Source organism: Pseudomonas sp. AL03 (assembly GCF_029960815.1).
In the GTDB taxonomy this organism is placed as follows: Bacteria; Pseudomonadota; Gammaproteobacteria; order Pseudomonadales; family Pseudomonadaceae; genus Aquipseudomonas.
Genome location: NZ_JASBRE010000036.1, coordinates 25,528 through 47,497, shown reverse-complemented (window position 1 = coordinate 47,497; position 21,970 = coordinate 25,528). Strand labels below are relative to the sequence as shown.

The following is a 21,970-nucleotide window of genomic DNA, read 5'->3' as shown; positions in this document are numbered from 1 at the left end:
CGGTTTTTCAAAAGCGGGTAGACAGTGGGGGCGAGTCCATACATAGCAGCTGGCGGAGCCTGCGTTCGGCTGCGTAGCAGTCGTAAACCCGACTTGCACGGTTTTCCTGATACACCGCGAACTCTGATTTCACGACTGCTGCGCAGCCGAACGCAGGCTTCGCCAGCTGCTACAAGGGGTTGTGTCGCCGCAGGGTCATTTTTCTGCAGCGGAATCGACCCGGGTCATCTGCCCACGCTCGTAACGCGGATACAGATGGCTGACGCTGCGGATCAGCTCGTAACGACTCAGGCTGATGCCAGCAAAACGGTCGGGGATGGGGCTGCGGATCATCTCGGCCATGTCGCTGCCGTTGGCGGCGCCGTCGCGCATGAGCTGATCGAGCCAGGTGAGGTAGTCGCGCATCTGTTCGAACGGCTGTTGATCCGTGGCCACCGGGCCGTGGCCGGGAACGATGAGCGTCCAGGGCAAGCCTTGAAGTGTGGCAATGTCCGCCAGCCACACCGACAGCCCCGGACTGTTGGGCGTGGTCAGCGCCCGTTGATAAAACACCAGATCCCCGGCAAACAACACGCCGGTTTTCTGGTCGAGAATAGCCAGATCCGCGCCAGTGTGCCCACCCAGGCCCAGCAGACGAAAATCGTGATCCCCAAAACTTCGCACGCCGGGCGTCAGCGTTTCGGTCGGCAACACCACTTCGGTGCCGCGCATCCAGTCACCCACCAGTCGATACAGGTTCTCGGCCATGGCATCGCCCTGCTGATGCAGCAGCTCGGTGGTGCCGGCCAGCGCGCCGATCGGCACGTCACTGAAGGCCTGGTTGCCGAGCACATGATCAGGATGATGATGCGTCAGCAGCACCTCAATCACCGGTTTATCGGTGGTCGCGGCAATCGCCTTGCGCATCGCTTCGCCGTAGCGTTTCGACGGCCCGGTATCGATCACCACCACACCGCGTTCGGTGACGATGAACGCGGTATTGACGATGTTGCCGCCGTTGGCCTTGTCAAAATTGTCAGTGCTGCCTTCCAGCAGCCACGTGTCTTCGGCGATCTGTCGGGGCTTGAGTGAATACTCGAGCTCGGCCAGGGCCGGCAGGCTCAGGCTCATGAACAACAGCAGCATCCAGCGCATCACGCGCTCCTTTGGGTCAGGGTATGGCCGCATCGAATTGATTGCCGCTGTTGTCCCGCAGTAACAGGCGCGTCTGCCCTGTTCCTTCGATGTCGAAGGCCAGGTTGGGGTTTTCGCTGACGGCGGGAAACAGCTCAAGTCGGGCCAGCAGCTGATCGTTCTGATCCCGCAGTTCGGCATGGTTGATGAAGAACTCCGGGATGCCGCTGACCATGCCGTTGTCCATTGGATGCGCCACCTGCAGCCGCACGCGACTGAATTCGCCACGGGGATAACGACCGCCCAGCACTTCGCCGATGTGGTCTTCCCAGCCCGGCTGAGTACGCACCACACTCGGCGCCGTGCAACCGCCGCCCGCCGCATCGATCAGGGTCGAGCCGACATGCCACACCCCGTCACGGGTCAGCACCGCCGCACGCAATGGCGTGGCTTGCTCGATACGGATGCGGATCGACAGCCAGGGGAGCACCCGGTCCAGCGGCTGGAAATCGACGATTTTTGGCAAGGGGTTGAGTTCGGCCCAGGCGAGGATTTTCACCACCTCGCCCTTGAACGCCCGGGCGTCGATTTCCAGCGGCACCTGCCGGGCATCTTCGGCGAACGGCGGCGCCAGCAGCTTGACCCGGTCGTCGAACACGAACGGCGCATCGCCGAGCATCTGCTTGTGATAGAAGGCCCACATCACCGAGGGCACCGGGTCTTTGCCCGGGTCGATGTCCGCGGCGAGCGCAGCCAGGGGTAACCAGCAGGCCAACAGACAACTCGCTCGCCAGTTCACTGTTGATACATCTCGGGCACGTCATAGCGCAGGCCGTAATGACCATAAATGGTTTTGACGGCGCCCTCGCGGATCAAGGTTTCCAGCGCCTCTTCCACCGCATAGGCCAACTGACGGTTGCTTTCATGCACCGCCATGCCGATCTCCCAGAGCTGCTTGCCCATGTTCGGGTAGGCGTTTTCCGCCAGCGCCACTTGCGGGTCCGCCGCTTCATGCACTTGCCAGTCAATCTCGCCGCGCATGGCCATCACCGCGTCGACTTCACCGGCCTTCATGGCCGCGAAAGCCTGTGCCACACCAGGGTAGTGATGGGTGTTGCCAGCGAGCATGCCGCTGAATACCGAGGTCAGGTAGAACGACGGCACACTGTCGACTTCGACGCCGATCGGGTGGTGCTCGAACACGGCGACGCTGCCCACCTTATCCAGTCGGCGACGGTCGAAGGCGACCTGCCATTGTTCGTTCTGGTACGGCCCGAACATCACCACATGGCCGTTTTCCAACTCACCCAGTTCATTGCGCTTCTGCGCGTAATCGCGATCGTACGGCACGCGCATCATCAGGTCGGCCAGTTGCAGATCGTGCAACTGACTGGCACGCCAGATGTAATCGCGCAGGTCGTCATCGAGCTTCTCGCCGGCGGGCGCCCACATCAACGTCAGGTGCACACCGAGGGCCTTGGCTAACGCCTCGGCGAGTTCGACATCAACGCCGCGGGCCTGGCCGGCGTCTTCAAAACTGTAGGGGGCAAAGTCCTTGTAGACCGCCACTTTCAGCTCCCCGGCGGCGATCATTTCGTCATAGGTTCGGACCTGCGCCTGCACGGTCTGGCAGCACAGCAACACAGCGCTGATCAACACAGCGAGCAGGCGCATGGATTACTCCTCGACGTGAACGCTGTCCAGGTAAGTACGCACCGCCCACAAGGCTTCCTGGCTCAGGTAATCGGCCATCTTCGGCATGTAGACCCGGCCGTCACGCACGGCACCGTGGCGCACGCGTTCGACGAACCATTCATCACCCGCTTCGGCGACATCCAGCAGGCGCAGATCGGGGGCGATGCCGCCAGATTTGGCTTCCAGGCCATGACAGGCTGCGCAGTTCTGGTTGTAGGCCGAAGAACCGATCTCCACGGCCTTATCGTGTTCCGGGGAGGTGCGATACGGGTTCACCGCCGCCCACCCATCGCCATCAACCTGCACGCCGGCGTCTTTGATCGGGGTCAGGCCCAGGGTGGCGACAGCCTGAGGTACCACGTTGCCGTGGGCCCAGACGGAACCTGCGCTGATAAAACCGGCCAGCAGCCCGGCAATGAGTAAGGCGTTGCGTTTTGTTGTCATTGTTATGCCCTCTTGATTGCACGCAAAACCTCTTTGAAGAGGCTACGGCACCCATCTTAGGAAGGGCTTCGCGCAAACCCCATGCTGCTTTGGTGGCCGCCGTCTAATTCCTTGGTAGTAGGGCTTGTGGCGCACATCCAAATACAGCCGCGGATCGCTAAAACCACGCCGCCCCGGGCGAGTTACTACCTTGGTACTGACTCATTGGTACTTTCTGCATATTTCCTTCTGCCTCGCAGGCTTCCTATGCTGGCGCTACCTGTAATGGAGTGCCTTATGCGCCAGCTTGCCCCTTACGCCCTGATTTACCTGTTGGCGATTGCCTGCGCCGCCGGGTTGGCGACCCAGAGCCAGGCCGCCGATGCGCCGTTGCAGGTGAAAATTGGCTACCTGGGTTATCGCCCCGACCCGGGCCCGTTGCTGTCGAACATCATTCCCGAGCCGGTCGATGCCGGGCTGCGTGGCGCCGAACTGGCGATCACCGACAGCAACAGCACCGGGCGTTTCCTCAACCAGAGTTACAGCCTGGTCAGCGCCAACGTCGACAAACCGGATGCCCTGGTCGAAGCGGCCAAGGCCCAGCATGAACAGGGTCTGCGTCTGTTTGTGGTGAATGCACCGGCGCAGAGCCTGCGCCGGCTCAGCGCCGTGCTGCCCGACAGCTTGCTGTTCAATGCCGGCAGTCCCGATGACAGCCTGCGCAGCACCGATTGCCTGCCGAACGTGCTGCACAGCCTGCCGAGTCGGGCGATGCTCGCCGATGCGCTGGCGCAATTTCTGGTGGTGCGCAAATGGCAACGGGCGCTGCTGATCGTCGGCCCGACCCCGGACGATCAAGCCTATGCCGCCGCCCTGCGCCGCGCCGCCAAACGCTTCGGGTTGAAACTGGTCGCGGAAAAAACCTGGAGTTTCGACAACGATCAGCGTCGCAGCGCCCAGGCCGACATGCCGTTGTTCACCCAGACCGCCGAGTACGATGTGGTGCTGGTGGCGGATGAACGCGGTGATTTCGGCGAATACGTGCCCTACCAGACCTGGTACCCACGGCCGGTCGCCGGCACTCAGGGCCTGACCCCGGTGGGCTGGCACAAAACCGTGGAAACCTACGGCGCCGCCCAGTTGCAGAAACGCTTCGAAGCCATGGCCGGGCGCTGGATGAATGACCGCGATTTCGCCGCCTGGATCGCCGTGCGCAGCATCGCCAGTGCGGTGAGCAAGTTGCGTCAGACCGATCCGATGGCGATCCGTACGCTTGAAACCAGCGATCAATTGCCGCTGGATGGTTTCAAGGGTCGCAAGCTCAGCTATCGGGCGTGGAACGGCCAGTTGCGCCAACCCATTCCCATCGTCCAGCCCCGCGCATTGGTCAGCACTTCGCCACAGGACGGTTTCCTGCACCCCTTTAACGAGATGGACAGCCTGGGCTACGACAAGCCCGAGGTCAGCTGCAGCTTTCCCTGATCCCACCTCCACAACAACGACAATAAAAAGGAATCCGCCATGCGCCGCACCCTGCTCTCTTGCGCCCTGCTGCTTGCCGCCGGGCACGCCGCGGCCAGCACCGCCTGGGTCTCCAACGAAAAGGACAACAGCCTGAGCCTGATCGACCTGCAGACCCTGCAAGTCACCGATACCCTGCCTGTCGGCCAGCGCCCACGCGGCCTGCTGCTGTCCCACGACAATAAGCTGCTGTACATCTGCGCCAGTGACTCGGATCGGGTCCAGGTGATGGACGTCGCCACGCGCAAAATCATCAAGGAACTGCCCTCTGGCAAAGATCCTGAGCAGTTCGCCTTGCACCCCAACAATCGCTGGCTGTACGTCTCCAACGAAGACGATGCGCTGGTGACGGTGATCGACACCGAAACCTCCAAGGTGCTGAGCCAGATCAACGTCGGCGTTGAACCCGAAGGCATGGCCGTCAGCCCCGACGGCAAGTGGGCGGTGAACACCAGCGAAACCACCAACATGCTGCACTGGATCGACACCAGCACCCAGACGCTGGCCGACAACACTCTGGTGGATCAGCGGCCGCGCTTCGTCGAATTCACGCCTGATGGTTCCAAGCTCTGGGCCTCGGCGGAAATCGGCGGCACGGTGACCATTCTCGATGTCGCGACCCGGCAGATCCTCAGGACCCTGACCTTCCAGATCAAGGGCGTGCACCCGGATAAGGTTCAACCCGTGGGCATCAAACTCAGCGCCGACGGCAAGTACGGTTTCGTCGCCCTCGGCCCGGCCAATCATGTGGCGGTGATCGACGCCAAGACCTTCGAGATTCTTGATTATCTGTTGGTCGGACGACGGGTCTGGCAGATGTCATTCACCCCGGATCAACGGCAACTGCTGGCCACCAACGGTGTCAGCGGCGACGTGTCGGTGATCGATGTCGACAGCCTCAAGGTCACCCAATCAATCAAGGTCGGGCGCTATCCGTGGGGCGTGGTGGTGACCCCATGAACGCACTGGAAGTCAGCGACCTGAGTTTCGCCTATGGCGCGCGCGAGGCGTTGCGTCAGGTGAGTTTCAGCTTGGCACCCGGACGTTTCGCGGCGCTGCTCGGGCCGAACGGCGCGGGTAAATCGACGCTGATCGCCCTGCTCACTCGTCTCTACGATGTGCAGCGCGGTGACATCCGCGTCGGCGGTTGTTCGCTGCGTAACGCGGCGCGCCCGGCGCTCAAGCAACTGGGTGTGGTGTTTCAGCAAAGCACCCTGGACCTGGACCTCAGCGTCGAGCAAAACCTGCGTTATCACGCCGCGCTGCATGGGATGTCCCGGCGTCAGACTGGAATCCGGGTCGACGCCGAACTGGCCCGTCAGTCCCTGACTGAACGCCGTCGCGAGCGGGTCCGCGAACTCAATGGCGGCCACCGTCGCCGGGTGGAAATCGCCCGCGCCTTGCTGCATGAACCGCGCCTGCTGCTGCTCGACGAGGCCAGCGCCGGCCTCGACCCGGCCAGCCGGCTGGCCCTCAATCAGCACATCCGCAGCCTGTGCCGCGAGCAGAACATCAGCGTGCTCTGGACCACCCATTTGCTGGATGAGGTGCAGCCCTGCGACGACTTGCTGATTCTCCATCAAGGCCGGCTGGTGGCCAGCGGGCAGGCGGATGCCTTGAGCCAGGAACATGGCGGCGATCTCGGGTCGGCCTTCACCCGCCTGACAACATCAGGAGTCGCCCTATGAATGCTTATTGGCAATGTTTCAGCGGCATCGTGCTGCGTGAATGGCTGCGCTTTGTGTTGCAGCACACGCGGTTTCTTAGCGCGCTGGTGCGGCCGTTGCTGTGGTTGCTGGTGTTCGCCGCCGGTTTTCGCGCCGCTCTCGGGATCGCGATCATCGAGCCCTACGACACCTACATTCCCTATGAGGTCTACATCATCCCCGGGCTGGCCTGCATGATCCTGCTGTTCAACGGCATGCAAGGTTCGCTGTCGATGGTCTACGACCGGGAAATGGGCAGCATGCGCGTGCTGCTGACCAGCCCCCTGTCCCGCCCCTTTCTGTTGTGCAGCAAGTTGTTGGCCACCTCGCTGATCTCGCTGTTGCAGGTCTATGCCTTCCTGGCGATTGCCTGGCTGTACGGTGTGCAACCACCGGCCATGGGCTTGTTGATTGCATTACCGGCGTTGCTGCTGGTGGCATTGATGCTCAGCGCACTGGGCTTGTTGCTGTCCAACGCCATCCGTCAGCTGGAGAACTTTGCCGGGGTGATGAATTTCGTGATCTTCCCGCTGTTTTTCCTGTCGTCGGCGCTGTACCCACTGTGGAAAATGCGCGAGTCCAGCGAGTGGCTGTACGGGTTGTGCGCGTTGAACCCGTTCACCCATGCGGTGGAGCTGGTGCGGTTTGCCCTGCATGAACGCTTCAATCCGTTGGCATTGGCGGTGTGTGTGGGGCTGACATTGTTATTCGCTCTGCTCGCCGTGCTCACCTTCAACCCGCAACATGCGGCATTGCGCAAATCCAGCTAACAACACAGAACAGGACGAAATTACTACTTTAGTACTGCTTTACCTGTCTATCGTCGCATTCCCAACGCACCGAGACTGGCATGTAATGGGTTCATAACTATAAGGATTGAACCCCATGCCGCGTGCCCGACGTCGTCTGCTGCGCCCTTCTCTCGCTGCGCTATCGCTAAGCCTGTTGCTGGGCGTCGCGCAGGCCGAAACACCGCTGTTCTCAGCCGACGGCTATCGCATCGGTCTTTACCGCAGCCCGACCCCGAATCAAGTACAGGGCGCCGGCATCATTGATACCGCGGCCCTGCAAACCCTGCTGACCCAGACGCCCCGTCCGGTGCTGATCGACGTCTACCGCCGGCAATGGCTGCAAGGACGTTTCATCGAGGACCAGCCCCACGAAAACCTGCCCGGCAGCCATTGGCTGGCCAATACCGGCGACGGTGACCTGACGCCCGACTGGCAGGACTATTTTGCGCATAAGCTGAACACATTGACTGCAGGCGATCTCGCGCAACCGCTGGTCTTCTATTGCCGCTCCGATTGCTGGCTGAGCTGGAACGCCGTGAAACGCGCCGCCGCCATGGGCTATAAGACGCTGTACTGGTATCGCGACGGCCTGGACGCCTGGCAGGCAGCCAACCTGCCCGTAGCGCCCGCCCAGCCCGAGCCCTTTCCCTGATCTTTACGCGGGCGCGTTGTTGCCACACCCTAATCAAAATAATGAGGTGAAAGGCTATGTACAAAATTCTGATTGCCGACGATCACCCGCTGTTTCGCGAAGCCATTCATAACGTCATCAGCGATGGTTTTCCGGGCAGCGAGGTGATGGAAACCGCCGACCTGGACAGCGCCCTGGCGCTGACTCAGGAACACGACGACCTGGACCTGATCCTGCTCGACCTGAACATGCCCGGCATGCACGGCCTCAATGGCCTGATCAACCTGCGCAACGAGGCGCCGACCATTCCGGTGGTGATCGTCTCGGCCGAACAGGACAAACAAGTCGTGCTGCAAGCCATCACCTATGGCGCGGTGGGTTTCATCACCAAATCCTCGCCACGGGTGCAGATGACCGAGGCCATCCAGCAGATCCTCAACGGCAATGTCTACTTGCCACCGGACATCATCCGCACGCAAAAATGCGGCTCAAGGCGCATGAACGATGCCCCGAGCTTCCCGCCGGAACTGCTCCAGGCCTTGACCCGCAAGCAATTGCTGGTGCTCGAACGCATGACCAAGGGCGAGTCGAACAAACAGATCGCCTACACCCTGGAAATCGCCGAAACCACGGTCAAGGCCCACGTCTCGGCGATCCTGCGCAAACTCAATGTGCACAACCGGGTGCAGGCGATTTTGAGTGCCGGCGACATTGATTTCGGGTCGTATTTGCGGCGCTGAAACACGTTTACAGTGCTGAGTGGCATGCCCTAATGCCGATCAGTTAAGGGGAGTTTACGGCGACACACTCCCTGTAGCAGCTGGCGAAGCCTGCGTTCGGCTGCGCAGCAGTCGTGAATTCAGACAATGCGGTGCTTCAGGAGGACCGCGCCTTTAGGGTTTACGACTGCTGCGCAGCCGAACGCAGGCTTCGCCAGCTGCTACAGGTTCAGTCAGTCTCAAGTTATCGGGATAGGCCTAGGAGATGACTCATCGCCGTCTTCAGCTTCATCGGCCGCACCGGCTTGTGCATCAAGGTGTGCCCCAACTCACGGATCTGCAACTTGAGTTCGTTGCTGTAATTGGCGGTGATCATCATCGCCGGAATGGCCGAGCCGCGACGGGCGTTGATCCGGGCCACGGCATCGACGCCGTTCTGATCGTCATCCAGGTGATAGTCGGCGATCAGCAAGTCTGCTTCTTCGTGATAGTTGTCCACTTGCCGCGCCAGGTCCTCCTCGGACAGCGCCGTGACCACCAGACACCCCCACCCTTCGAGCAATGTGCGCATGCCGGCGCAAATGGCCGCGTCGTTATCCAGCACCCACACCCGCGCCCCACGCAGACGTTCAAGCATCGGTTCACTCATCAGCAGACTCGGCAGCGCCTTGGGTGCCGTAGCACTCAAGGGCACTTCGACGGAAAACATTGAGCCCTTGCCCGGCCACGAACGCACGTGAATGCGGTGTCCGAGAATCCCGGCAATCTTCTCCACGATCGCCAGGCCCAGACCTAACCCGCGATCCTGATCAGGACGCTGCACGTCACCGCGCTTGAACTCCTGAAAAATCTCTTCCAGACGGTTTTCGGCAATGCCCATGCCGCTGTCCCAGACCTCAATCGACAGGCGCTGGTGATGACGCCGGCAACCGAGCACCACACGACCGCTGTAGGTGTAGCGAATGGCGTTGCTCAACAGATTTCGCAGAATCCGCGCCAGCAACTGAATGTCGCTGCGCACCAGCGCGGAACACGGAATGAAATGCAGCTCAAGGCCTTCACTGCGAGCCACCTGGGTGTACTCGGCCGCGAGGTTTTCCAGCAGTTCGCTCAGGGCAAACGGCGCAATGTCGGCCTTGATCACCCCGGCATCCAGTTTGGAGATATCCACCAGGGTGCCCAGCAGGTTTTCCACGTCTTCCAGGGAATTGCTGACGTTACGCACCAAAATCGCATTGGCCACCGGTTCGCGTCGTTCCAGCAAAGCGCTGGTAAACAGCCGCGCGGCGTTCAGCGGTTGCAGCAAGTCGTGACTGACGGCGGCGAGAAACTTGGTCTTTGACAGGTTGGCCTGCTCGGCCTCGAGTTTGGCTTCGCGCAGGCGAGACTCCACGCGCCGACGCTCGTCGATCTCGCGCAGCAATTGGTCGTTGAGCGTCGTCAGTTCCGCCGTCCGCTCGCGCACCCGCAACTCAAGGTTCTGATAGGCCTGGTGCAGCGCCTCGGCGGTGCGGCGGCGCTCGGTGATGTCGCGGATCAACACGAAAATCCCCACCACTTCCCCGGTGGCCAGGCGATTAGGCACGTAGGAGCGCAGCATGTAGCGCTCCTGGTTGTTGATGTTGGTTTCGGCGAACTCGAACGTCACGCTCTCACCGGCCAACGCCCGAGCCACATAGGCTTCCAGGCGCTGGTAATGCTGTTCGCTGTGGACTTCGCGCAGGCTCTGCCCAAGCATCACGCCCCGAGGCCAGCAGTACCATTCTTCATACACCTTGTTGGTGAATTCGTAGACCAGATCGGCATTCAGGTAGGCAATCAGCGCCGGCACGTGGTCGGTGATCAGGCGAATCCAGCGCTCGCTTTCGCTCAGCGCTTCGGCGTGTTGGTAGCGTTCGGTGATGTCGGTGAAGGTATTGACGAAACCGCCGGTGGGCAATGGATGGGTGCGGATTTCCAGCACCCGGCCATCGTAGAGGCGCTGCTCGCATTCCTGCACGTGCCGCCCGTTTAGATCACGACTGGCCGGCGTCAGCAAGTGCAACTCGCTGTCGGCGATCACCTCGGCGAACTGCCGATGGGCCGCCACCGGCGCCAGGCCGCTCAGCTCGAGGAAACGTCGGTTCCACAGTTCCAGAATGCCCTCGGCGTTGACCATCGCCACCCCTTGGGAAAGGTTGTCGACCGCCCGTTGCAACAGATGCGATTTCTGCGCCACCGCCTGCTCGCGGCGCACGGTTTCGCTGAGTTTGACGTCGGTAATGTCGGTGAACAGGATCACCCGTCCGCCCTCTTGGGTGGGTCGTTCGCTGACTTGCAACCAGCGACCGTCCTGCAGGCGATACAGCAGATTTTCGTCGGCATGCCCGCGCGGTTCTTCGGTGAACAGCCCCGTGGCGGACATCAGCCGCTTGACCTCGGCCAGGCGCATGCCGGCGTTGATCCGCACCCGGCTGTTGCCCCAGAAAGCCTTGAAGCGGCTGTTGAACAGCACGATCCGCTGGTCCGCATCGAACAGCACAAACGCATCGGAAATGCTCTCGATGGCATCGATCAAATGCTGATGCGCGGTTTCCGCGCGCAGGCGCGCTTCGCTGAGCAAGTGATTGCCTGACTTGAGTTCAGCCATGGCCTGGTTCAAGGCGTCGGTGCGCTCACGCACCTGTTCGGCCAGCACCACCGAATGCTGGAACGCCGCGTAGGGGTCGTTGCCGCGAGTGATGCCGGACTCGATCCGCTCGATCAGCGCGCCATTGATGCGCTGCAGTTTGTGGTTGTCGCGCTGCAGGCTGGCGATCTGCGCTTGAAGCTCAGCGGTGTCCAGGGGACCGGCCTCGGGCAATGGCAACCCCGGTGAAGGTCTGGTTGATATGCATGCCATTGAACTGTTCTCCGTAGGTGTTGAAACCCATCACCCGTTGGTCACGCAAAAAAGCCCCTATCTGCTCCAGACTGCCGCCGTCTTCCAGTTCCAGACGCCTGAGAAAGCAATCGCAGCCGATGGTCAGCAGCAGATCGCCGAGGCGCTCCTGCAACCCTTCGAACAGCGTTTGCAGATTCGGCAGCATCGGGCCCGGCGTCATGACCGTGAGGACGATGCCGTTTTCCACTGCGCAGTAGAAACTCAGGCTCAGGTCTGGATGAACCTGCTGGATCGCCCGCACGTAATACTCATCGTTGATCCGTACGGCCAATGGGTGTGCGGCGAAGATCCGATGATCGAGCTCCGCTACCGGCACACCGATGTGCCGGGCATACTCTTCGGCGGCCGGCTCGGCATTGAGTTCAAAGACCCGGCGCGAGGCGCTGTCGGCGCCGGTGACCACCAGTTTTTCCGCCCTCGGCAAAATATGGTGAGTGGTGAACACCTCGAAATCCAGCCAGGTGTTGACCAGCACCACCACCGCCGCGCCGCTGTGGAACTCGCCATTAAAATAGACGTGGGTGTGGGTCAGGTAATTGTCGTCGCCGGCCGAACCGCCAAAATGCGGGATGTCACCCAGCGCCGCACTCAGGGCCGCGAGGACCATTTCTTCACGGCTGGACAAACCATCAAGCAGGGTCAGCGCGAAGCTGTTGCCCTTGATCGGTGCCTGGGTGTTGCTGCGACAGCCACTGACCAGTCGCTCGACCATTTGCTGGGCGTCGATCAGGCTGAAGCGCTCCATCTCGGAGATCAATTCGGCGTCGATGGAAAAATGCCGATGGTCCAAGCCCACCGCGGTCACGCAGTTGCGACCGTAGCCCAACGGCGTGATTTCCCCGGCGCTGGTGCAACCCACCAGGCGAATGCCACCGAAGCTTTGTTGCAAGGCCAGGCCCAGTGCCTGCAAGTCGTACTCGGCGGAACAGAAGAACAGCACAAATCCCAGATGCGGGTGCAACAACTGCCGCGCCAATTCCTGAGCAGCCTGCTGGGCATCGGTGGCCTGGGACATTGCACTGACAACACCTTCGTTCTGGACCTGCTGCATCGTCGCCTCCCGCAGGTGCGCATGTATGAGGCTCGAGTGTACGAAGCCTGAGGGTCGCGACGTATGCTACTTGGGTAGCGGGTAGCCGCTTCGATGGGATGAGAGTCTGTGCGACCGTTTCAAGGACAACTCAAATTCTGTAGCAGCTGTCGAGCCTGCGAGGCTGCGTTCGGCTGCGAAGCAGTCGCAAAACCTGAGTGCGAGGTTTTCCTGAAACATCGCATTGTCTGATTTCACGACTGCTTCGCAGCCGAACGCTGCCTCGCGGTGCTCGACAGCTGCTACAGATCGGGTAATGGCTAGTCGAAAGGCATCAGGGCCATCTCCTTCGCCAAGGGATTACCAGGTCAGCACCGCCCCCACCGCAAAGGTGTCGGTGTCTTCGTTCTGGTCGCTGGTGTCGTGGCCGTTGATTGCGAACTGGTTGTACTCGGCCACCAGCTTGAGGTTGTCGTTGACGTCATGGAACAGCGCAATGCCGCGCGTCTCGTAGTCCGCGCCGCTGCCGACCACGCCATTGCCGTCGTCGTTGGTCTTGCCGTAAGACAAGGCCAGTCGGTTCTTGCCGAGTTTGTAGGAGCCCTGCAGCAAGTAACCGTCACTGTCGACGTTGCGCAGGGTCGGTTCACCGGCGTTGTTGGTGAAGAACGGGTTGATGCCCTTGGCCTGGAAACCGGAGCCGGTAAGAGACAGCCCACCCATCTTCGCTTGCACACCGTAGCCGACACCTTTGGAGGTGATGGACTGGACAGTGGAGTCGGTATTGTCGGAAGTCTGGTAGCTGCCGTTGACCCAGCTGTAGATCTTCGCCCCGGCAACGTCGAACTGATAGGTGATCTCGCTCTCGGTGCGCGGGTTCTCCTGATAGGCCTTGCCCAATGGACTGCTGTCGTTGGTGTCCACCGGGTCCATGATCCCCACCGCCACCCGCAAGCCCTCCATCACCGGCGTGCGATAGGTAATCTGCGACGTAGGGAACGGGTATGGATAACCCGTGCCGATGTTGCCGAACGACACCCCGCCACCGTCCACCAGCCCCAGGGAATCGCTGACCTGGCCGTAACCGGTGAGCATTTCATCCAGCAGGATGTTGGAGCGGGCGAACAGGCCAAAGTCCTTGCCGATCAACACCTCACCCCACTCAGGATTAGCCACGGTGCCGTAGAACTGCCGCACATCGATGGCGGTGTCGGTGCCGTTGGTTTCGCTGTCGTTGATGGTCACCCAGAACGAAGTCCGGGCACCGAGCTTGAGGTCATCGATCTGCTTGCTCATGTTGAAGCCCAGGTAGTTGGGCAAAAAGCCCATCTTCACACGCGCCTGTTTGCGGTCGAACTGGTCGCCGGCACGGTCCACATCGCTGTTCACATAGAAGGCGTTGATGTAGCCATCGGTGGAAAACGTGGTCTGGTCCTTGTCATACAGCATGATCTCGGCTTCGGCCATCGAGCTCAAACCGAGGGTCGACAGGCTGGCGATGAAGACAGGCAAGAAACGATGCTTGATGTTCATATTGTTGTGCATGACGCGCTCCGCAGCGGGGGACTGGATGTCGGAGGCGATTATCGAAAGCTGACCGGCGGCGTCATACGCTGCCTTGGAGGCGGTTTTGAAGTGCTTTGGAGTGGCAGGTCATGCGCGGCAAGTTCGGTGTAAGACCGCGCGTCGGCAGGCTCGGAACTTAGGGTGTACGCCTGCAGAACGGACTGGCATCCACAAGCACCGGTACTGGCTAGACGCCCGCTCTAAACAGCATGTAAGCGGCGACCACGACACAGATGCTGGCGAAGCCGATCTGCAATCCCCGGGCCGGTAATCGCGCGCAAAGCCTGCGGCCGATGATCATGCCAACGATGCTCGCGACGATAAACGCCATGCCCACACCGTCAATTCGCACCCCGGCCTGAAACGCGCCGATCACGCCGATGGCGGAAATAAGGCTGATCACCATCAAGGAGGTGGCGACGATTCCACGCATCTGCACATCGGTCAGCTGCTTGAACGCCGGAACGATCAAGAAGCCACCGCCCACCCCGAGCAGCCCGGAGACAACCCCGGTCACCGCGCCCAGTGCCGCGAGGGTCGCGGTGCACTTGGCGGTCCAGGAAAAGCGCCCGGTCTGCTGATCGAGCATGCAGTTTTTCTGGCCCCAGTTGGCGTGGCCGTGGTCGCTTGGACCTTCTTCCTGGCGCTCACGACGCAGCATCCGCCAGGCCACCATGACCATCAGCAGACTGAACAGAATCATCAGGATTTTTTCCGGCAACTGATGGGCGAAGTAGATGCCTACCGGCGAAAAAATCGCCCCCAGCAATGCGATCAGCATCGCGGCGCGATAGCGTACCAAACCATGACGCAAACCATCGATGGCGCCGACTGCCGCGGCACTGCCCACCGCAAACAGAGCGACCGGCGCGGCCTGGGTCATGGTCAAACCCAACCCCAGCACCAGGGCCGGCACCGCAAGAATGCCGCCGCCAGCGCCGGTCAATCCCAGGACCAGTCCCATCACCACGCCAAAAAAACTTGCCAGCAACATAAAACGCTCGTGATCCGCGGAATAAAGCCGGGAACGCCCGGTATCGATGACAGACAGGATAGAGCCCGCACAGCTTTTTTCCTTCTTTGAATTGACTGAGGGCTGGTCAGCGCAGGGAAAATGAAACTACCCTCATGGCTTATCCAGTAAGAAACGGCCACCATGCCCGCCTTGATTGAAGCTTTTTTAGACCCTGCCTCGTCGACCTACAGTTACGTGATCTACGAAGCCGATGGCGGGCACTGCGCGATCGTCGACCCGGTGCTCGACTACGACCCGGCCGCTGGGCGAACCGCCACCGTCCAGGCCGACAGGATCATCGCCTTCGTTCGCGACCACCAGTTACACGTGCAATGGCTGCTGGAAACCCACGCCCATGCCGATCACCTGTCCGCCGCACCGTATCTGCGTCGGGAACTGGGGGGGAAGATTGCTATTGGTCAGTCGATCAGCAAGGTTCAGGGCGTGTTCAAGACCCTGTTCAACCTTGAGCCGGAGTTTCGCAGTGACGGTTCGCAATTCGACCATCTGTTCGCGCCGGACGAATCGTTCATGATCGGCAACCTCAAGGCCACGGCCCTGCATGTTCCCGGGCACACGCCAGCGGACATGGCCTATCTGATCGACAGCGATGTGATTCTGGTGGGCGATACATTGTTCATGCCGGACGTGGGCACCGCTCGTTGCGATTTTCCCGGCGGCAACGCCAACCAGATGTTCGCCTCGATTCGCAAACTGCTGGCCTTCCCTGCCAGCGTGCAACTCTATGTCTGCCACGATTACCCGCCCGAGGGTCGCGAACCTCAGTGCATGAGCACGGTGGGCGAGCAGCGTAAAAGCAACATTCACATCCATGACGGTATCGACGAAGCCGCGTTCGTCGCCATGCGCACTCAGCGTGATGCGGGGCTGGGCATGCCGACGCTGTTGCTGCCCGCGATTCAGGTGAATGTGCGTGCGGGGAATTTGCCGCCGGCGGAAGACAATGGCGTGACCTACCTGAAAATCCCTCTGAATAAACTTTAACGATCGAACACTTAACCCGTAGCAGCTGTCGAGCACCGCGAGGCTGCGTCCGCGGTTTACCTGAAGGAACTCGGTTGTAGGGTCTGCGACTGCTACGCAGCCGGACGCTGCCTCGCGGTGCTCGACAGCTGCTACAGAGGCTTTGCATTTAGTTGGCGAGGGTTAACCCATTCGCTGGCAACGGCAGCGCGGTTTTATAGCGCACCTGCTTGAGCGCAAAGCTCGAACGGATGTTCGCGACCCCGGGCACCTTGGTCAAAAAATCCATCATGAAGCGCTCAAGCGACTGAATGGTCGGCACCAGCACCCGAATCAAATAGTCCGGGTCGCCGGCCATCAAATAGCACTCCATCACTTCCGGGCGATCCGAGATCGCCTCTTCAAAATGCTGCAGCGCCTCCTCCACCTGTTTCTCCAGGCTCACATGAATGAACACATTCACGTGCAGCCCCAACAGGTCGGCATCCAACAGCGTCACCTGCTCACGAATCAACCCCAATTCTTCCATCGCCTTGACCCGGTTGAAGCACGGCGTCGGCGACAGATTGACCGAGCGTGCGAGGTCGGCGTTGGTGATGCGCGCGTTCTCCTGAAGGCTGTTCAAAATGCCGATATCGGTACGGTCCAGTTTGCGCATGAGACAAAACCACCTGTTTTTTATGTTTATGAAGATTTTTTATCCTCAAATGATCCGAAGCGCAACGAAACAGAGAGAAATATTCTTCTTGGCCGGGACTATGATTGTTGTAGGACAAGATTTCTTCCACAGAAGAATGACAGTCAGCTCACTACAAGAAATTCACAAGATCGAGCGTAGAAGCCATGAACCAAGCGTACGAACCGCTGCGTCTGCACGTTCCCGAACCTTCGGGCCGCCCCGGCTGCAAAACCGACTTCTCCTACCTGCGTCTGACCGACGCCGGCACGGTGCGCAAACCCCCAATCGACGTTGAACCGGCCGACACGGCCGACCTGGCCAAGGGCTTGATTCGCGTGCTCGATGACGAGGGCAATGCCCTCGGTCCATGGGCCGAAGGCGTACCGGTCGAGATCCTGCGTAAAGGCATGCGCGCCATGCTCAAGACGCGGATCTTCGACAACCGCATGGTGGTCGCCCAGCGTCAGAAAAAAATGTCGTTCTACATGCAAAGCCTTGGCGAAGAAGCCATCGGCAGCGCCCAGGCCCTGGCCTTGAACATCGACGACATGTGCTTCCCCACCTACCGTCAGCAAAGCATTCTGATGGCCCGCGAAGTGCCGCTGGTGGACCTGCTCTGCCAATTGCTGTCCAACGAGCGCGATCCGCTCAAGGGCCGTCAGCTGCCAATCATGTACTCGGTGCGCGATCACGGCTTCTTCACCATCTCCGGCAACCTCGCCACCCAATTCGTACAAGGCGTGGGCTGGGGCATGGCCTCGGCGATCAAGGGCGACACCAAAATCGCCTCGGCATGGATCGGCGACGGTGCCACTGCTGAATCCGACTTCCACACCGCCCTCACCTTCGCCCACGTTTACCGTGCGCCAGTGATCCTCAATGTGGTCAACAACCAGTGGGCGATCTCCACGTTCCAGGCCATTGCCGGTGGTGAAGCCACCACGTTTGCCGGACGTGGCGTCGGTTGCGGCATTGCCTCCCTGCGGGTCGATGGCAACGATTTCGTCGCGGTCTACGCCGCTTCTGCCTGGGCCGCCGAACGTGCCCGCCGCAACCTCGGCCCGACCATGATCGAATGGGTCACCTACCGTGCCGGCCCGCACTCGACGTCCGATGATCCGTCCAAATACCGTCCTGCCGACGACTGGAGCTACTTCCCGTTGGGCGACCCGATTACGCGCCTCAAGCAGCACCTGGTGAAAATCGGTCAGTGGTCCGAAGAGGAACACGTCGCCGTCAGCGCCGAGCTGGAAGCCGAAGTGATCGCCGCGCAGAAAGAAGCCGAACAATACGGCACCCTCGCCGGCGGCCAGATTCCAAGCGCCGCAACCATGTTCGAAGACGTCTACAAAGAGATGCCGGAACACTTGAAGCGCCAGCGTCAAGAGTTGGGGATCTGACATGAACGATCACAACAATAAAATCGAGTTGGAAACCGCCATGACCACCACCACCATGACCATGATCCAGGCCCTGCGCTCGGCCATGGATGTGATGCTTGAGCGTGACGACAACGTCGTGGTGTTCGGCCAGGACGTCGGCTACTTCGGCGGCGTGTTCCGTTGCACCGAAGGCCTGCAGAACAAGTACGGCACCTCCCGGGTGTTCGATGCACCGATTTCCGAAAGCGGCATCGTCGGTGTGGCCGTGGGCATGGGCGCTTACGGTCTGCGGCCAGTGGCCGAGATCCAGTTCGCCGATTACGTTTACCCGGCGTCGGACCAGATCATTTCCGAAGCCGCTCGGCTGCGTTATCGCTCGGCCGGCGAGTTCACCGCCCCGATGACCCTGCGCATGCCTTGCGGCGGCGGCATCTACGGCGGCCAGACCCACAGCCAGAGCATCGAGGCGATGTTCACCCAGGTCTGCGGTTTGCGCACCGTGATGCCTTCCAACCCTTACGACGCCAAAGGCTTGTTGATCGCTTCCATCGAAAACGATGACCCGGTGATCTTCCTCGAGCCAAAACGCCTGTACAACGGCCCGTTCGACGGCCACCACGAACGCCCGGTTACCCCGTGGTCGAAACACCCCGCCGCGCAAGTGCCGGACGGTTACTACACCGTGCCGCTGGACGTGGCCGCCATCGCGCGTCCCGGCAAGGACGTGACCATCCTGACTTACGGCACCACCGTTTATGTGTCGCAAGTCGCGGCTGAAGAAACCGGCATCGACGCTGAAGTCATCGACCTGCGCAGCCTGTGGCCGTTGGACCTGGACACCATCGTCAAGTCAGTGAAGAAAACCGGACGTTGCGTGATCGTTCACGAAGCGACCCGCACGTGCGGTTTCGGTGCCGAACTGGTCGCCCTGGTGCAAGAGCACTGCTTCCACTACCTGGAAGCGCCTATCGAGCGCGTCACCGGTTGGGACACTCCCTACCCGCACGCACAAGAGTGGGCGTATTTCCCTGGCCCGACCCGAGTGGGCGCGGCTTTGCATCGGGTTATGGAGGTCTGAATGGGCACGCACGTTATTAAGATGCCGGACATTGGTGAAGGCATTGCAGAAGTTGAATTGTCGGTATGGCACGTCAAAGTCGGCGACATGGTCGTCGAAGATCAGGTACTGGCTGATGTCATGACTGACAAGGCGATGGTCGACATTCCGTCACCGGTTCACGGCAAGGTGATCGCGCTGGGCGGTGTGCCGGGCGAAGTCATGGCCGTCGGCAGCATCCTGATCAGCATTGAAGTCGAAGGCGCGGGCAACGTTAAAGAGTCGGCTCAACCGGCAGCCGTTAAAGAAGCGCCGGTTGCGGCGCCGAAAGTTGAAGCCGTTGTGGAAAGCAAACCGGTCGCGACTGCAGCGCCGCGAGCTACCGTTTGCCAAGGTCCGATGGTCGCTCGCGAGGCCGATGAGCGCCCGCTGGCCTCCCCGGCAGTGCGCAAGCATGCGCTGGATCTCGGCATCCAGTTGCGTCTGGTGCGTGGCACCGGCCCTGCCGGGCGGGTGCTGCACGAAGACCTCGACGCTTATCTGGCGCAAGGTCAACAACCGCAATCGACCGTTGCCGCCGCTTACGCCCAGCGTAACGACGAAGAACAAATCCCGGTCATCGGCATGCGTCGCAAGATCGCCCAGCGCATGCAGGACGCCACTCAGCGTGCCGCGCACTTCAGTTATGTCGAAGAAATCGACGTTACCGCCGTGGAAGAACTGCGCGCGCACCTGAACGAAAAACACGGTGCGACCCGTGGCAAGTTGACCTTGCTGCCGTTCCTGGTCCGCGCGCTGGTCGTCGCCCTGCGCGATTTCCCGCAGATCAACGCCCGTTACGACGACGAAGCCCAGGTCATCACCCGCCTCGGCGCGGTACACGTGGGCATCGCCACGCAAGCCGACATCGGTTTGATGGTGCCGGTCGTACGTCACGCCGAAGCCCGCAGCTTGTGGGACAGCGCGATCGAAATCTCCCGTTTGGCCACTGCTGCCCGAAATGGCAAGGCCAGCCGCGATGAACTGTCCGGCTCGAGCATCACCCTGACCAGCCTCGGCGCTTTGGGCGGAATCGTCAGCACGCCGGTGCTGAATCTGCCGGAAGTGGCGATCGTCGGTGTCAACAAAATCGTCGAACGCCCAATGGTGGTGAAAGGCCAGATTGTGATCCGCAAGATGATGAACCTTTCCAGCTCCTTCGATCACCGCGTGGTCGATGGCATGGACGCGGCGCAATTCATCCAGGCCATTCGCGGCTTGCTCGAACAACCCGCCACGCTGTTTGTGGAATAAGCATTTGTGGAGCAAGGCATGCAAACTCTGAACACTACGCTGCTGATCATCGGCGGCGGCCCTGGCGGTTATGTGACGGCGATTCGTGCCGGTCAGCTGGGCATTTCGACCATTCTGGTGGAAGGCGAATCACTGGGTGGTACGTGCCTGAATATTGGCTGCATTCCGTCGAAGGCGTTGATTCACGTGGCTGAACAGTTCCACCAGACGCAGCACCACAGCCAGCACTCGGCGCTGGGCATCAGCGTGTCGGCGCCGACGCTGGACATCGGCAAAAGCGTCGAGTGGAAGGACGGCATCGTCGATCGCCTGACCACCGGCGTTTCGGCGCTGATGAAGAAGCACAAGATCCAGGTCATAAAAGGTTGGGCGAACGTCATCGACGGCAAAACCGTCGACGTCGGCGACACGCGGATTCAGTGCGAGCACCTGGTGCTGGCCACCGGTTCAAAAAGCGTGAACTTGCCGATGTTGCCGATTGGCGGGCCGATCATCTCCTCCACCGAAGCCCTGGCGCCGACGTCCGTGCCGAAACGGCTGGTCGTGGTCGGTGGCGGTTACATCGGTCTGGAGCTGGGGATTGCCTATCGCAAGCTCGGCGCCGAGGTCAGCGTGGTCGAGGCTCAGGATCGTATCCTGCCGGCCTACGACGCTGAACTGACGCAGCCTGTGCATGACGAACTGAAAAAACTTGGCGTGAAGCTTTACTTGAAGCATAGCGTTCAAGGCTTTGATTCTGCAGGCAATACACTGCAGGTTCTTGACCCGAATGGCGACACCCTGAACCTGGAAAGCGATCAGATACTGGTGGCCGTCGGTCGCAAACCGAACACTCAGGGCTGGAACCTTGAAGCGCTGAACCTGGACATGAACGGCTCGGCGATCAAGATCGACAACCGCTGCCAGACCAGCATGCGCAACGTGTATGCCATCGGCGACCTGAGCGGCGAACCGATGCTCGCCCACCGGGCCATGGCTCAGGGCGAAATGGTTGCAGAACTGATCAGCGGTAAATCCCGTGAGTTCAACCCAACTGCGATTGCCGCCGTGTGCTTTACCGACCCGGAACTGGTGGTGGTCGGCAAGACCCCGGACGACGTCAAGGCTGCTGGCCTGGACTGCATTGTGTCGAGTTTCCCGTTCGCGGCCAATGGCCGGGCGATGACCCTGGAGTCCAAAAGCGGCTTCGTGCGGGTCGTGGCGCGGCGTGACAATCATGTGATTGTCGGCTGGCAGGCAGTCGGGGTGGGCGTGTCGGAATTGTCGACCGCGTTCGGTCAGAGCCTGGAAATGGGCGCTCGGCTGGAAGACATCGCCGGCACCATCCACGCGCATCCGACGCTCGGCGAGGCGGTGCAGGAAGCGGCGTTGCGTGCCCTCGGTCACGCGTTGCACCTCTAAAACCGGACGCATAACCCTGTAGCAGCTGACGAGCACCGCGA

Annotated in this window: 20 protein-coding genes; 11 read left to right on the top strand and 9 right to left on the bottom strand. The window is 60.8% G+C overall.

What is annotated here, in order from left to right; translation table 11 throughout:
- Positions 1-195: 195 nt before the first annotated feature.
- From QK293_RS24520 to pedF, 4 genes are read right to left on the bottom strand one after another with little or no spacing between them, the layout of a single operon-like run.
- Positions 196-1,134, bottom strand: coding sequence for a quinoprotein relay system zinc metallohydrolase 1 (locus QK293_RS24520; RefSeq protein WP_282382150.1), 939 nt, complete (start codon positions 1,132-1,134; stop codon positions 196-198).
- Between the two features lie 16 nt (positions 1,135-1,150).
- A complete protein-coding gene (locus tag QK293_RS24515) occupies positions 1,151-1,912 on the bottom strand; it encodes a quinoprotein dehydrogenase-associated SoxYZ-like carrier (RefSeq protein WP_282382147.1) in 762 nt (253 codons plus the stop codon).
- On the bottom strand, positions 1,909-2,787 hold the full coding sequence (locus QK293_RS24510; RefSeq protein ID WP_282382144.1) for a transporter substrate-binding domain-containing protein: 879 nt from the start codon (positions 2,785-2,787) through the stop codon (positions 1,909-1,911). The genes QK293_RS24515 and QK293_RS24510 overlap by 4 nt, the downstream gene beginning before the upstream one ends.
- 3 nt (positions 2,788-2,790) lie before the next feature.
- A complete protein-coding gene (gene pedF / locus QK293_RS24505; protein WP_282382141.1) occupies positions 2,791-3,252 on the bottom strand; it encodes a cytochrome c-550 PedF in 462 nt (153 codons plus the stop codon).
- 276 nt (positions 3,253-3,528) lie between these two features.
- Here pedF and QK293_RS24500 point away from each other — a divergent pair, with 276 nt between their 5' ends.
- The 6 genes from QK293_RS24500 to QK293_RS24475 all read left to right on the top strand — a co-directional run bounded on the left by QK293_RS24500 (position 3,529) and on the right by QK293_RS24475 (position 8,620).
- Positions 3,529-4,713 carry an ABC transporter substrate-binding protein gene (locus tag QK293_RS24500; protein ID WP_282382138.1) on the top strand — a complete coding sequence of 395 codons (1,185 nt, stop codon included), beginning with the start codon at positions 3,529-3,531 and terminating at the stop codon, positions 4,711-4,713.
- 39 nt (positions 4,714-4,752) lie between these two features.
- Positions 4,753-5,712, top strand: coding sequence for a YVTN family beta-propeller repeat protein (locus QK293_RS24495; protein WP_282382135.1), 960 nt, complete (start codon positions 4,753-4,755; stop codon positions 5,710-5,712).
- Positions 5,709-6,440 (top strand): ABC transporter ATP-binding protein, encoded by a 732-nt coding sequence (locus QK293_RS24490; RefSeq protein ID WP_282382132.1) that lies wholly within the window; start codon positions 5,709-5,711, stop codon positions 6,438-6,440. The genes QK293_RS24495 and QK293_RS24490 overlap by 4 nt, the downstream gene beginning before the upstream one ends.
- Entirely contained in the window at positions 6,437-7,228 is a 792-nt protein-coding gene (locus tag QK293_RS24485) for an ABC transporter permease (RefSeq protein ID WP_282382129.1), read from the top strand. The genes QK293_RS24490 and QK293_RS24485 overlap by 4 nt, the downstream gene beginning before the upstream one ends.
- Positions 7,229-7,343: 115 nt before the next feature.
- Positions 7,344-7,901, top strand: coding sequence for a PQQ-dependent catabolism-associated CXXCW motif protein (locus QK293_RS24480; protein WP_282382126.1), 558 nt, complete (start codon positions 7,344-7,346; stop codon positions 7,899-7,901).
- A 56-nt stretch (positions 7,902-7,957) separates the two neighbouring features.
- Positions 7,958-8,620 carry a response regulator transcription factor gene (locus QK293_RS24475; protein WP_140894404.1) on the top strand — a complete coding sequence of 221 codons (663 nt, stop codon included), beginning with the start codon at positions 7,958-7,960 and terminating at the stop codon, positions 8,618-8,620.
- A 223-nt stretch (positions 8,621-8,843) separates the two neighbouring features.
- Here the strand turns inward: QK293_RS24475 and nahK are convergent, their stop codons facing one another.
- The 4 genes from nahK to QK293_RS24455 all read right to left on the bottom strand — a co-directional run bounded on the left by nahK (position 8,844) and on the right by QK293_RS24455 (position 15,112).
- Positions 8,844-11,441 carry a hybrid sensor histidine kinase/response regulator NahK/ErcS' gene (nahK, locus tag QK293_RS24470; RefSeq protein WP_282382154.1) on the bottom strand — a complete coding sequence of 866 codons (2,598 nt, stop codon included), beginning with the start codon at positions 11,439-11,441 and terminating at the stop codon, positions 8,844-8,846.
- Positions 11,410-12,573: a nitric oxide-sensing protein NosP gene (gene nosP, locus QK293_RS24465; RefSeq protein ID WP_282382117.1), complete on the bottom strand. Its 1,164-nt coding sequence runs from the start codon at positions 12,571-12,573 to the stop codon at positions 11,410-11,412. The genes nahK and nosP overlap by 32 nt, the downstream gene beginning before the upstream one ends.
- A gap of 339 nt (positions 12,574-12,912) precedes the next feature.
- Complete coding sequence (locus QK293_RS24460; protein ID WP_282382114.1) at positions 12,913-14,097, bottom strand: porin; 1,185 nt, start codon at positions 14,095-14,097, stop codon at positions 12,913-12,915.
- 208 nt (positions 14,098-14,305) lie between these two features.
- On the bottom strand, positions 14,306-15,112 hold the full coding sequence (locus QK293_RS24455; protein WP_282382112.1) for a sulfite exporter TauE/SafE family protein: 807 nt from the start codon (positions 15,110-15,112) through the stop codon (positions 14,306-14,308).
- A gap of 162 nt (positions 15,113-15,274) precedes the next feature.
- Between QK293_RS24455 and QK293_RS24450 the strand changes: the two genes are divergently transcribed.
- Positions 15,275-16,138, top strand: coding sequence for an MBL fold metallo-hydrolase (locus tag QK293_RS24450; RefSeq protein ID WP_282382109.1), 864 nt, complete (start codon positions 15,275-15,277; stop codon positions 16,136-16,138).
- 148 nt (positions 16,139-16,286) lie between these two features.
- Here the strand turns inward: QK293_RS24450 and bkdR are convergent, their stop codons facing one another.
- Positions 16,287-16,775, bottom strand: coding sequence for a Bkd operon transcriptional regulator BkdR (gene bkdR, locus QK293_RS24445; protein WP_017339472.1), 489 nt, complete (start codon positions 16,773-16,775; stop codon positions 16,287-16,289).
- A 185-nt stretch (positions 16,776-16,960) separates the two neighbouring features.
- On the opposite strand from bkdR, the gene QK293_RS24440 reads away from it, so the two are divergent.
- From QK293_RS24440 to lpdA, 4 genes are read left to right on the top strand one after another with little or no spacing between them, the layout of a single operon-like run.
- The gene (locus QK293_RS24440; protein WP_282382076.1) at positions 16,961-18,196 is read left to right on the top strand and encodes a 3-methyl-2-oxobutanoate dehydrogenase (2-methylpropanoyl-transferring) subunit alpha; all 1,236 of its coding nucleotides are present in this window, start codon (positions 16,961-16,963) and stop codon (positions 18,194-18,196) included.
- 1 nt (position 18,197) lies between these two features.
- A complete protein-coding gene (locus tag QK293_RS24435) occupies positions 18,198-19,256 on the top strand; it encodes an alpha-ketoacid dehydrogenase subunit beta (RefSeq protein ID WP_282382073.1) in 1,059 nt (352 codons plus the stop codon).
- On the top strand, positions 19,257-20,528 hold the full coding sequence (locus QK293_RS24430; RefSeq protein WP_282382070.1) for a dihydrolipoamide acetyltransferase family protein: 1,272 nt from the start codon (positions 19,257-19,259) through the stop codon (positions 20,526-20,528).
- Between the two features lie 18 nt (positions 20,529-20,546).
- Positions 20,547-21,929, top strand: a complete 1,383-nt coding sequence (lpdA, locus tag QK293_RS24425) for a dihydrolipoyl dehydrogenase (RefSeq protein ID WP_282382067.1) — start codon at positions 20,547-20,549, stop codon at positions 21,927-21,929.
- The last annotated feature ends 41 nt before the right edge of the window (positions 21,930-21,970 follow it).